The organism is Dokdonella sp. (genome assembly GCF_049593775.1).
Classification (GTDB): domain Bacteria; phylum Pseudomonadota; class Gammaproteobacteria; order Xanthomonadales; family Rhodanobacteraceae; genus Dokdonella.
Map to the genome: position 1 here is coordinate 1 of NZ_JBAWHJ010000181.1, position 12,406 is coordinate 12,406.

The window sequence follows — 12,406 nt, forward strand, 5'->3', positions numbered from 1 at the left end:
GATATGGACGGCATCGGCAGTCCTGTCGAGGCTCAGCTGGAAGGCTGGGGTAATCAGGCGCCAGTAGCGAGATGCGAGTTGCAGGGCTTCATCGAGCGTGGCCGAGGTCATCAGCGCATAGCCGAGGTATTCGTGGCTGCTGGGCTTGATCATGCGGCCTAGCTGCATCGCAAGGTCGTCAAGACCGGTCATGCTTGCGGCGCGATCGATCAGCGCATCGGCCTGGGCCGGACTGAGCATTGCCTGCGGACGCTCCAGCATGGCGCGATCCAGTCCGATTGGTCCCAGCAACTGACTGGCATCCAGGCCGCGTGTCTGGACCATCTGGACCAGCAGGGCGTAGTAGCGCGCAGGAAGGAACGCGCTGGTCCTTGAGTGGAAAGTCATCGAGATCAGTCGCGGCAATGGCTGGAATTGACATTACCATGGCTGAAAATGACCAGACAAGTATGGGGGCGGAGGCGAGAATGAGGCCCGAACATCATCGTGGAGCGTATAGATGACCGAGCTCGCTGCCGGACATGGCTGGAATGATCGTCGCCGCTATTGGTGGCCGATCAGTCTCGTAGTGCCGTCACTTGTCCTGATTGCATATGGACTGGTCGAGGTCAGCGGCTCCGCTTGGTTCTGGTGGACCGGGGCCGTGGTGATCTATGGCGTCGTACCCCTGCTCGACTGGTGGGTTGGCAGCGATGCAAGCAATCCGCCGCATGCTGCGATCGACGGACTTGAAGGGGATCGCTACTACCGCGGGCTGCTGTTGGCGACCTATCCATTGCAGATGCTTGGCCTGCTTGTCGGGGTTTGGGTCGCGACCACGGCAGAGCTGAATCCGTTGCAATGGCTGGGTCTTGCCATCACCGTGGGGATCGTCAGTGGAGGCGGTATCAATGCCGCCCACGAATGGGGACACAAGCGTGGAGGATTCGCGTCATTGATGTCCAAGCTGAGCCTGGCGCCAGCGGCCTATGGCCACTTTCATGTCGAACACAATCGCGGCCACCACAAGAACGTTGCCACGCCGGAGGATCCAGCGAGCGCTCGCCTGGGGGAAACGTTCTGGCAGTTTCTTCCGCGAACCCTTATCGGCAGTGTTCGATCGGCCTGGCGAATCGAACGAACACGACTGCTAGCGCAGGGCAGGGCCGTGATCAGTCCGCGAAACGACATCCTGCAGGCCTGGTTCATGACGGCGATACTGTATGCGGCCCTGGTGCTTGTCTTCGGCTGGGCTGCACTGCCATTCCTGATCGTGCAGGCGTTCTATGGCGCAGCCCTGCTCGAAGCCGTCAACTACATCGAACACTATGGGCTCTTGCGGCGCAAGGACAGCAATGGTCGATACGTTCGCTGCGAGCCGGAACACTCATGGAACGCCAACCAGGTCGTGAGCAACCTGATGCTGTATCAATTGCAACGTCACTCAGACCATCACGCGAATCCGCGTCGCTCATACCAGACCCTGCGCCACTTCGATGACAGTCCGCAGCTACCGGTGGGATATGCCGCATTGATTCCGGTGGTTCATTTCCCGCGCATCTGGTTTGGCCTGATGAATCACCGCGTACTGGATCACTACGACGGGGACGTTCGCCGCGCCAACATGCAACCGGACTAGGCGGACGTCTGTTGGTGGATACCGGCAACCTGTCGTCTGGCTCGACGCGTGCCCATTTCCCGGGGGCTGCCACGAATATCCCTTCTCAGGGGTCGAAGCCGTCACCAAAAATCTGATCGCCACCGACGCTGATCAGGACACGGGCACGACTGAAGTTGCCCTGGTTGTCCGTCGCCCAGTAGTAGAACGAGTCGACGCCCGTGAAGCCGAAGTCCGGCTGATAGGTTGCCGTCCCGTTGCCGTTGTCGGTGACCACGCCGTGATTGGGCTGGACAATTCCATCGATGCCCAGCGGGTCGCCGTCCGGATCCGAATCGTTGGACAGCAGAGCCATCGTCCTGGCGGTTTCAAAAGAGGTCACGTACTGGTCATCGGAAGCTACCGGCGGCAGGCTCTGCAGATCGATCACGCCGCGCAGGAACGCATTGCCCCAAGCGGTGAACGTGTCGCCCAGGCGTGACTCGACATTCGGGCCGAGAAATGTCTTCAGACCGAACTTGTGAATCTCGCCAGTGGCTCTTTCGGTGAAATATTCCTCTACAACTGCGTAGGGTGTACCTGACGCCGTCCGGTAATAGCCGTCCTGCTCCAGAATCGCGATCATGTCGTAGCTTGGTGTGCCGATCGCATCGGTACCGGCGGGTATTGGCGCAGGTCCGATGGAATCAGTCTTGGTGCCCAGGTAGCTGACTCCGGACCCGGCCGTCGTCGCCGGCGACAGGTATTCCAGAGGTTGCCCATTGTTGATCACTATTTCGAAGCGGTTTGGCACCAGATCCGTGCCGACCAGAATCTGATCGATGGTGTTGTCCAGCGACTCGTATTCCACGTTGACGGATGAGAATTCCGCATCGATGACGACGTACTGATTCGCTTCCGGCGGCGGAGCGGGAGCGGTGAAGTTCTTGCCAAGGCCGATGCCGACTTCGAAACCCGTTACACGTGCGCGATTGACGACCATGTCGGTTGTATTCGTGCCGAAATCGATTCCGAAAAATGGTTGGCGGAACGATTCGGGAGTCAGGCCGATGACGTCGAAATCTTCGAGCAGATAGTGCGAGGTGTATTCGAGGGCTGCGCCTGCCTGGACTTCCCATGCCGTGAAATTCGACATGTGGGTATGGATGTCGTGTTGCTGGTTCGGGTTGGCCTTGACCACATAGAGGCCAACCGTACTCGCGAAACTTTCGTTGCCGTGGAAGTTCAGGATTGGCGCATCATCCGGCGAAGCGTTTCCGTTGCGCCTGAGCGCTTCCGGCAGCATGAAGATGGAACCCGGAAAAGACAGCATGCCTGTGCCTCGATGCAGGTACACGAAGCCATGGTTCACGCTGGCCGCGATATTGTCGACACTGCGAACCATCCGCCCCTGGAACCAGAAACCGTCGCCGGTACGGCCAATGTCGAAAGCCTCGGGATCATTTCCGTTTTTCGGATTGAATGCCGAGTTGCCTTCTGCGCGGATCGCGATGTTGCGCGTCCAGCTACCCACCTCATTGCCGGTTTCAGCGACGAACCCTGCACCGAATGTGTCGAAACTGGCGTTGTCGTGGAAGTTGGCGTTGCTGTTGTGATGCACGTAACCCCAACCCGGGGATCCAAACACCGCGTTGCCAATGGTGATGCTCTGGTCCTGTGCGTCGGTCACCCCATTGTTGTGGAAATGGTACGGATAGCGGCCCCGGATATTGCTGGTGGGCAAGACCGGTGAAATCGTGGCCACTTCAAAACTAGGCACTTCCTTGTTGGTGCGGCCGAGTTGGTGGAAAGCCGCATAGCGAACGTCGACATCGGCGGTCATGAACATCACATGACCTCGTCGATGCACCGGAACGGTGTCCGCATTCTCCGTGGAAATCGTGACGTTCCTGGTGAAGTTTGCAACCGATGCCTTGAGGTCTGCTCTCGGAGTGCGGTGGTTCCATGCAAGCGGACGATCCACCGTCACGCTGCTGCCGTTGATCGAAGTAATGGTGAGCACTTCGTCCTGCGTGCCGTGATAGCGAACGGCCAGAATCGCGTTGTCCCACTTCCATCCCGAATAGCGCGTACCAGTCAGGACAATCGTGTCGCCTGGCTCCCAGTTGTGTGGCGGATACGCCAGCTGCAATACGGTGTCACCTGCCAGTGCATCGACAGCCAGCTTGAGGTGGCTGGTGCGTTTCGCGCCATGAATGCGCACCGTGCCCTCGGAGACCACGCCGCGCGACGTCAGGCTGGGGTCATTCGCAACGTTGATGTCGCCACGATCCGCAATGACGATATCTACCTTGGCGGATGGCTGGACCGGTTGCGCTGTCGTACCGATCTGCAGGGTTCCGGTACTGGAAACAATCAATGTATCGAGTACGATCCGGCTGGAGGCGTCGTGCGCAAAGCGAAGGCTGCCATCGACAACCACGCGATCAAGACGCGCGTTGCCAATTCCCGAGTAGGTCACGTTGATCCCCGATGCGACAAGCACTTCGGCGTCCTCACCAGGTACCTGACCTCCTGCCCATGTGGCGGGGTTAGACCAGGCACCGCTGGCAACCGCGGTATGCGTAGGGACAAATCCGCCAAGCAGGCCGTCGAGCATCGATGCATCATGCTCGTGGTGGGATGCGGGTGCGAGGGTTGCGTGGCAGCAAAGCAACGTCGCCAGCAAGGCAGGCAGGATCCGCTGCAGGCGTGGTTTCGGGCGCGAGGATTCAGTCATTGCGCAGGGATTCTCCGTGATTGGAATTGCGGGTGGACCTGAGCCCGAGTGAACATGCATCGCTACCGAGCCAACCGCTGATGATTCGCAAGAAAGCGCGGACTCAGGCAGGGCTCATGAAACCGAGGTCCGCCGTGGCGAATCGTCCGATATTCGGAAACACCGTGGACATCTCGCCGGGGGGCACGCCATACCAGCGGGCAATGGTTGCTGCGTACTGATCGACCGAGGCTGTCGGGATGATCTGGCCCCAACCAGCATCGTCGGGACCGCCGACACCGAGATTGGGCGGAATTCCATAAATGCGCCGCCCATTGACCGCGCCGCCCAATACCATGTGGTGACTGCCCCAGCCATGGTCGGTGCCATCGCCATTGACGCTGGTCGTGCGGCCGAATTCCGAAGCAGTGAATGTCGTGACCGAATCCTGCAGCGACATCTCGACCGTCGAGGCATAGAAGGCCGCCAGTGCGCCATCGAGTTCTGCGAGCTGGGCGGCATGATCGTTGAGCTGGTTGTCGTGGGTGTCAAACCCGCCGATACCGACGAAAAAAATCTGCCTTTGCATTTGCAATGGCGAACGCACGTTGATCAGTCGCGCAATCATGCGCAGCTGACGTCCGAGGTGGGTATTGGGAAAGGCTGTCGTAAGCGGCGTCTCTCCATCCAGCGCCTCGTTGATCATGACTTCATTATCCATCGATCTACGCATGATGGTCGCGTACTGCCGCTGCAGGGCGTTGCCATGGGCTGCATCGCGCAAGGCGAGGAACGCAGCTCTGCGTTGTGGCTGCCAGTCTTCGAGGAACGAGACACCTTCTGCCCCATTCTGTCCCACGAAATAGGGCACAACATCGTCGCCAGCCTGGAAAACGTTTTCACCATCAATCGAGATGTTCATCGAGAGCTGTTGATTCTGGTTGGTGTCCTGGAACATGTCGGCAAGCCGGCCGCCCCAGCCGCGACGATTCTGCGCGTCGGCCGCTGGTCGCTGCCAGGTGACGGTCTGGTCACTGTGCGAGAACAGCTGTGCAGGCACCGGCACTGAACCCGCCTGGTATTGGGCCTTGGTGATCGGATAGAGCAAGGGGCCGACATTGGCCGCGATGGCAAGCGGCGACTGGGCCTGGTTGAACAAACCGCGCAGCAAGGGCATTGATGGCGAAAACCCATAGCTGCCACCACCCACGGGCGCCACGCTGGGGTTCAGTGACAACAGCTCTGCCTGGGGCAAGGCGAGTTCGCCGCGTGCTCCTGCATACTGGTTGTAGAGCGCCGTACTGCTCGGCGCCATCATGTTGAAGGCATCGTTGCCACCATACATATACACGCAGACCAGGGCACGATAGTCGTTGCCGAGCAGGCGCCCGCCAGACAGGGTGGCCGCATGAGCTAGCGAAAGTTTGCCGGTGAAGCTTGTGAACAGCGCCGAAGAAGCGGTCGCGCACAGGGCGCGCTGGATAAAGTCACGTCGTTTCATGGCGTCACCGTTCGATTGCGTATTCGGGGGAACTCTGGATCAGCCAGACGGCATCCTGCACACGCTGGCGTCGTCCTTGCGTCGTGTTGGGCATGGCTTGTACGTAGGTCACGAGCGTGTTGAACATGAAGCTCGACATCGTCCTGCTCATGAACAGCAGGTCATAGCGATCCACCAGTTCAACTGCATTCGCGGCGTGTGCAAGTTCCGGGCCCAGATCGACGACGATGTCCTCGCTGTTCTGCCCGCTGTGGCCACGCCATTGGTAGAAGATCTTGTATCCAAGACCGTTGGAGACACTGGCGATCGAGGTATCCGTGGTGATCTGGAATTCCGGTGCGGCAAGTCCCAGCAACGAAAGCTCGCCGGGCGGACTGTAGTCGGGCAGGAAGAAATTGAACACGGTCGGTGCACGCAGGGGGGCCTGGCCGAGGAAGTATTCGGTATTCCACTCACGGTAACGCCCATCATCGGCACGGCCATCGAATGCGCGCCAGAGTTGACTCAACTTCAGCAGAGGCTCGCGCATCTTGCCGCCATTGCTGGCAAGGTCAGGCAGCGTGCGCGCTTCGGCATCCATCAGAACGGCCCTGGTCGTTGCTCCAAGATCACCACGGACGCCCGCACCATTGTTGGCAAAGACTGCAGCCACCCTGCCGACATAGGCTGGCGAGGGATTGCTTGTGACAAGACGCTTGATCAGGTGCCTGGCGAAGAACGGCGCGACGTTTGGATGATTGAAGATATTGTTGAACGCCGCCTGCAGATCGCTGTTCGCGGTGCCACCTGCGGATAGCATGCCGCCGGGCAGGGTTGATCCCGGGTAGATCAGCAGTTGCTTGGAATCTTCGGAGGCGTGGTAGCTCTCCCAGGGTTGCATCGGAACCAGCCACCACGCATCCCAGCCCGGATCGGGCCAGTCGACCGGGCCGGATGGACAATATTCCCATTCCCACGGCTGGCCGCCGTTGGTGCGAGGGCAATTGGCATAGTTCCAGCCGGTGAAGACGTGAGCGAAGCCCCGAATCGTATTCTGGTCATAGGTGGGAATCGGCTGCCCCGCGGACGTTTGCACGGTGCCGTCGGGGTTGAGTTGCACCAGCCCCACCGAGAACAGTTGCATGATTTCGCGTGCGTAGTTCTCATCCGGACGGATGTTCGCAGTGGCATCGGGTTTGCGATTCTTGAACATTGACAGGTAGTGGCCCATGACAGGACTCAGGGTCACTTCTTCGAGCAGGGTTCGATAATTGCCGAATGCACCATCGACAAGCAGATCGTAGTAGTTGGCCATCGCGGTCGGATAGCTTTCGATTGCACCACTCTGGTCGGAAACGACCAGCAATTCACTGAGAGCGAAAGCCACCCGCTGGCGCAACTGGTCCGGCGCCGTGATGCCTTGTTGCCACCAGATTTCCTGGCGCGCGTTCTGATAGACATCCTCGCCTGCCGCAGTCAGGGACTCGAGATAGGGCCGATGGTGCGAGGCTGGCATGGTCAACTGTTCGGAGAGCCAGGCGTTGTAGCCCATGTCGCGAAGTCGGGAAATTTCTGCGAGGTTGGGCCCGAAAGTTGCCTGGGTCAGGAAGCGTGCGGCATCGGCGTCCGAATACGGACCTTCCTGACGATGGTCGAATCCTGCGTCAAAGACGTGATCGCCGGCCCAGACATGTTGCAGTGGGCCGAGTAAGATCAATGACAACGCAAATCGCAAGAGTGGAAGTTTCATGCCTGCCCCATCGTCCGCTTCGCCGCAACTCGGGCTCGAACACTATAGGCATTACCTGTGTCGCGATGTGAGGCCAGTCACAGCGTGAGGCGCGTGGCTGGCAATCGCAACATGTTCCGGTTGTTGCCAATGGTGCTGATGATTGTCCTGTTTTCCTCCAGTTCGGCTTTTGCACTCAATAGTTGTCAGGATGGTGATTTCGCAGACATGCGCGGCGAAGCCGTCGTGAGGATCGCCAATGACGATCCCACCAATCCGTTTCGCTACCGGCCTCGTTGCGTGATCGTCAGCGAGGCAACTCGCGTTGAATTCCGTGCTTTGCCGAATTTCGGCATGCACCCGTTGTATGGCGGCACGGTGACTGGAAGCATGGCAACCTTTGATCCGGCCAGCCCGATCGGTCCCTTCACAAGCGGCACGCAGGGCGATTCCATGCTGATGTCATCCGGCGAGTTCCCGTTCTTTTGCGACTTCCACTTCACCTCAGGGATGATGGGGTCAATCCGGGTGGTGCCAGAACTGTTTGCCGAAGGATTTGACTGAAAGGCTGTTGCCGTTGCGTGGTTTTCGGGCATCATCCCGAGTCGATTTTCGCATTCATGCAGCAGATTCTTGCGGGCTTTGATGCGGACGCTCGCGTTTGCACGGGCCTCATGCCCGGTCGCCACGCCGGCAAATACAGGCACACCACCGTTTCCGGATCACTTTGATGGCAAATATTCCCGGCATCAGCAAGGCGGATTGGCGCAAGCGTCTTTCCGGCCTTTCCCCGCCAATCGTGAAGATGATCGAGCAAGCGGCAGCGGGAATTGAACAGCGCCGTCTCGAGGATGTGCAGCGAAGTCTCGTGGCTGCGAGCGTGCTCGCCCCCAGTCATCCCGAAGTACTCCGACTTCAAGGCGTCCTGAAGCATCTTGAAGGGCGCTACAAAGAGGCGGTGGAGATCTTGCGTGAAGCGCTTGCGGAATCGCCCGATGACGTGCTGATCGTCAACAATCTCGGCAGCTCGCTAAGAGCCGCCGGTGATGTCGAGGGTGCCATTGAAATGTTTGATCGGGCAACCAGACTTGATCCAGACCTGGCAGCTGCGTGGTTCAACCTCGGCAAGACACTGAAATCGCAGGCTCGGCCAGAGATGGCTTTGCCGCACCTGCAGCGAGCGCTTGAACTTTCACCCGCCCACGTGCCTGCGCGCATCGTGCTTGGCGATTCGTTGAAGGCGCTCGGACAGATCGATGAAGCCGCCAGGGCATTTCGTGATGCGTTGCGGTTGAATCCCCTGAACGCCCAGGCCTGGTTCTCCCTGGCCAACATCAAGACCGTGCCATTGAGTCTCGGCGAGGCGAACCAGCTTGAGAGGTTGCTTCGCGAACGCTCCTTGCACGATGACGACCGCGTGCGCATGGGGTTCACTTTGGCCAAGGCCCTCGAGGACAACGGCCAGTACGAGAAATCATTTGCTGCCTTGAGCGAAGCCAATCGCTGCAAGCGTCGCCAGATGCCTTGGGATTCCGCGCAGTTCTCGATGGGAATTGACGCCATTCTGGAAGCTTGTGCGCAGCCCCCGGTCGCTACCGCACCAAAGACGCAAGGTAGTGAGGTCATTTTCATCGTCAGCCTGCCACGCTCGGGCTCGACTTTGACCGAGCAGATTCTGGCCGCTCATCCCGAGATCGAGGGGGCCAGCGAACTGCCTGACCTTCCTGCCGTGATCAATGAAGAGTCTCAGCGTCGCGGCGTCGAGTTTTCGGTCTGGTTCAACGATGCGACTGAGGAAGATTGGGAGCGTCTGGGCAAAGACTATCTGGCTCGCACGCAACGCTGGCGAGCGAACCGTCCGCGCTTCACCGACAAGGGCCTGGCGAACTGGCAATCTGTTGCTGCTGCACTCGCCATGCTGCCAGCGGCGAGGATTGTGGTTTGCCGCCGCGATCCCCTGGAAAACTGTCTCGCCTGTTTCATTCAGTTGTTTGCCCGTGGGCAGAAATTCAGCTACGCGATTGATGATGTTGTCGCCTACTGGCGTGATTTTGACCGCCTCTGTCGCCACTGGGTCGAGATCTATCCGGGGCAAGTCCACAACATGGTCTACGAGACCTTGCTTGACGAGCCCGAAGCCACGACACGATCACTGCTCGAATTCTGTGGATTGCCGTTTGATTCGGCCTGCCTCCGGTTTCACGAAATCAAGCGCAACGTGCGTACGGCCAGCGCCGCCCAGGTTCTGCAGCCGCTGCGTCGCGACACTGCGCGCTCAGAGCGCTACGGCTCTGCCCTGGACGAGTTCAGAAGAGCGCTTGCACAGGTAACCTGATTTCGGGGGCGGTGGGGATGCGCGCAGCCGTGCTCAACCGCACCAACGGAACGCATCGTGGCGTTGCCAAATCCGCTTCCATGTACGGGTTTTGCAAGAAGTCCGCAGGGGAAAGGGGTTCGATGGCTGGTTTGTCGAGGAGCACCGTTCGATGAGCATTGCCTGTACATGCATGATTGAACGCGCACGACAGCTCAGTCTGAAGCCGACAAAAGCCTCGTGACGTGATCGTTGCGACGAACGTGGTGGCGCCCCTCGTGGAGAACCGGACAAACACTCGGATGAGTGCGTATGCCCTGCTTGTCGGGCCGCACTTGTTGCGGACGGTGTCACACTTTGCTACTTTCGGTGATGTTGTGCCAGCGTCTCTTTGATCCGCGCCTTGCACCTGGGGCTCGCGGAGCGTGTTTATCAATCTGGGGATTACCTAATGATCAATCGCAAATGCGTGCTTGCAAGCGGCATCGCCGCTGCAGTATTCGCCATGTCCAGTGTCAGCGCCGCAAACCTGCAGACAAGCAGCGTGTCTCCCGTCGCTCAGCCAAACTTTCCGGCTCCCAACGGTGGATCGGTCGTCCTGTATGACCAGACCGACAACGCAGCAGGCAATGGCGTTCCAAATCAGAATTTCGAATCCTCCTACGACGCTTACGATGCTGAAGGCGCGGATGATTTCGTGGTACCTGCTGGTGGCTGGACCATCGATACGGTGAATCTGGTGTCGACGATCGGTACGCCGATTGTGACGACAGCGAAGGTCAACATCTACACGGATGCTGGTGGTGTTCCGTCGGCAACGACTAGCTGCAGTGCGCCTGCCGCCGTTGCAAACGTCACCGCTACGAACACTACGATCACGCTGGGAGCGCCTTGCTCACTGGCTGCGGGTACCTACTGGCTTGCCGTCCAGACAGACGTCAATTTCGGCACGAACGGACAGGTTTTCTGGTCGAATCGCACAACGCAGACCGGCAACCAGTCGGTCTGGGTCAATCCGGGCGACGGTTTCGCGTCGGGTTGCACCACGTTTACACCGGTGATCACCTGTGGAGTGGGCGGCGGTACAAATCCTGACCTGCTGTTCCAGCTTATCGGTGTCGTGGGTGGTGGTGGCGGTGGCGATATTCCGCTGGGTCCAGTCCAGGAATTGCCGACCCTCGGACAGTGGAGCATGCTGTTTGGAGCCTTCGGTCTGGCCATGCTCGGCATGTTTGGTCTGCGCCGTCGTTCGCGTCTCTGATTGCAGCTCGCTGCAACGAAATATCGACCGGGGGCCATCGCGGCCCCCGGTTTTTTTTTGCGAGTTTTCATCGGCAACAGCGATGGCTCGAGACCGTGTGCCCGATGTTCGTGCTGCACCTGTTCCTCAACCCCGGGAATGCACCTGCTACTGGCCGCTTCAGCCTCGCATCGAAGCAGCTTGGCAAGGCGCCGCATTTCGAGCACTCTGGGCTGCACCCGGCTCCATCAGCGATCGATTGATCGGATAGCGCGACCATGTCGCCGTACTGGAGGGGCGGCGAACGAAGCGAGGTGAAGGCGTGTTCGAGATTGCCGTCATATTCCTGGTGCTGACCGCACTGCTGGCGTACGTGAATCACCGTTTCGTCGGACTGCCGACGACGATCGGTGTGATGGCGATCGCCTTGATACTTTCGCTCGCGTTGGTGGGGCTGGACAAGCTCGGATTCAGCCAGCTTCACGACCTTGAAGTTTCCCTGCTGCATTCGATTGATTTTTCCGATGTGCTCATGGAAGGCATGCTTTCGGTGCTTCTTTTCGCGGGCGCCATGCACGTGGACTTGAGCGAGTTGCGAGCCTACCGCTGGCAAGTCGGCCTTCTCGCAGTAGTGGGTACGCTGGTTTCCACTCTTGTCGTCGGTTACGGCATCTCGGTGTTCCTGCCGATCGCCGGCATCGAATTGCCATTCCTGTATTGCCTGGTCTTCGGCGCGCTGATTTCGCCGACAGATCCGATTGCCGTAATGGGCATTCTCAAGTCTGCCGGTGCGCCGAAGAACCTCGAACTCGTGATCTCCGGTGAGTCCCTCTTCAATGACGGCGTTGGCGTCGTCGTGTTTTCAATCCTGCTTGGCGTGATCACCCTGGGTGAAGTGCCATCCGCGGGGCAGGTTGGAATCCTGCTGCTCCACGAGGCCGGGGGCGGCATCATCTTCGGCCTCGTTCTCGGCTATATCACCTACCGGCTGCTCAAGGGCATCGACAGCTACAAGGAAGAGGTCTTGTTGACCCTTGCCGCGGTTCTCGGTGGCTACCTTCTGGCGACCCATTTGCACGTTTCCGGTCCGCTGGCGATGGTCGTGGCTGGACTGGTTATCGGCAATCATGGCCGCGCGCGCGCCATGTCGGACAAGACCCGCCAGCATCTCGACATGTTTTGGGAGCTGCTTGATGAAATCCTCAACTCGGTGTTGTTCGTATTGATCGGCATGGAAGCGCTGGTCATTCCCTACTCGCCGAACGTTGCAGTTGCCGCGGTCGGCACCGTGTTCATTGCCCTGCTTGCGCGGCTGCTTGCCGTTGGTGCGCCAGTGGCTGCCCTGGGG

At 59.2% G+C, this 12,406-nt stretch carries 9 protein-coding genes; 5 read left to right on the forward strand and 4 right to left on the reverse strand.

Annotated features, from left to right (window positions below):
- Positions 1-387, reverse strand: a 387-nt coding sequence (locus WBP53_RS06240) for an AraC family transcriptional regulator ligand-binding domain-containing protein (protein WP_423927021.1), incomplete at its 3' end; no start/stop codon positions are given.
- Positions 388-499: 112 nt separating this feature from the next.
- Between WBP53_RS06240 and WBP53_RS06245 the strand changes: the two genes are divergently transcribed.
- A complete protein-coding gene (locus tag WBP53_RS06245) occupies positions 500-1,618 on the forward strand; it encodes an alkane 1-monooxygenase (RefSeq protein WP_423927023.1) in 1,119 nt (372 codons plus the stop codon).
- Positions 1,619-1,703: 85 nt separating this feature from the next.
- Here WBP53_RS06245 and WBP53_RS06250 read toward each other — a convergent pair whose 3' ends face one another.
- The 3 genes from WBP53_RS06250 to WBP53_RS06260 form a co-directional block, all read right to left on the reverse strand.
- On the reverse strand, positions 1,704-4,316 hold the full coding sequence (locus WBP53_RS06250; RefSeq protein WP_423927025.1) for an Ig-like domain-containing protein: 2,613 nt from the start codon (positions 4,314-4,316) through the stop codon (positions 1,704-1,706).
- Between the two features lie 103 nt (positions 4,317-4,419).
- Entirely contained in the window at positions 4,420-5,796 is a 1,377-nt protein-coding gene (locus WBP53_RS06255; RefSeq protein ID WP_423927027.1) for a DUF1501 domain-containing protein, read from the reverse strand.
- 4 nt (positions 5,797-5,800) lie between these two features.
- Positions 5,801-7,525: a DUF1800 domain-containing protein gene (locus tag WBP53_RS06260; RefSeq protein ID WP_423927029.1), complete on the reverse strand. Its 1,725-nt coding sequence runs from the start codon at positions 7,523-7,525 to the stop codon at positions 5,801-5,803.
- A gap of 111 nt (positions 7,526-7,636) precedes the next feature.
- Here WBP53_RS06260 and WBP53_RS06265 point away from each other — a divergent pair, with 111 nt between their 5' ends.
- The 4 genes from WBP53_RS06265 to WBP53_RS06280 form a co-directional block, all read left to right on the forward strand.
- Entirely contained in the window at positions 7,637-8,068 is a 432-nt protein-coding gene (locus WBP53_RS06265; protein WP_423927031.1) for a hypothetical protein, read from the forward strand.
- A 166-nt stretch (positions 8,069-8,234) separates the two neighbouring features.
- On the forward strand, positions 8,235-9,839 hold the full coding sequence (locus WBP53_RS06270) for a tetratricopeptide repeat-containing sulfotransferase family protein (RefSeq protein WP_423927033.1): 1,605 nt from the start codon (positions 8,235-8,237) through the stop codon (positions 9,837-9,839).
- 430 nt (positions 9,840-10,269) lie between these two features.
- Positions 10,270-11,079: a hypothetical protein gene (locus tag WBP53_RS06275; protein ID WP_423927035.1), complete on the forward strand. Its 810-nt coding sequence runs from the start codon at positions 10,270-10,272 to the stop codon at positions 11,077-11,079.
- Positions 11,080-11,380: 301 nt separating this feature from the next.
- The coding region (locus WBP53_RS06280) for a cation:proton antiporter (protein ID WP_423927037.1) at positions 11,381-12,406 on the forward strand (1,026 nt) is incomplete at its 3' end.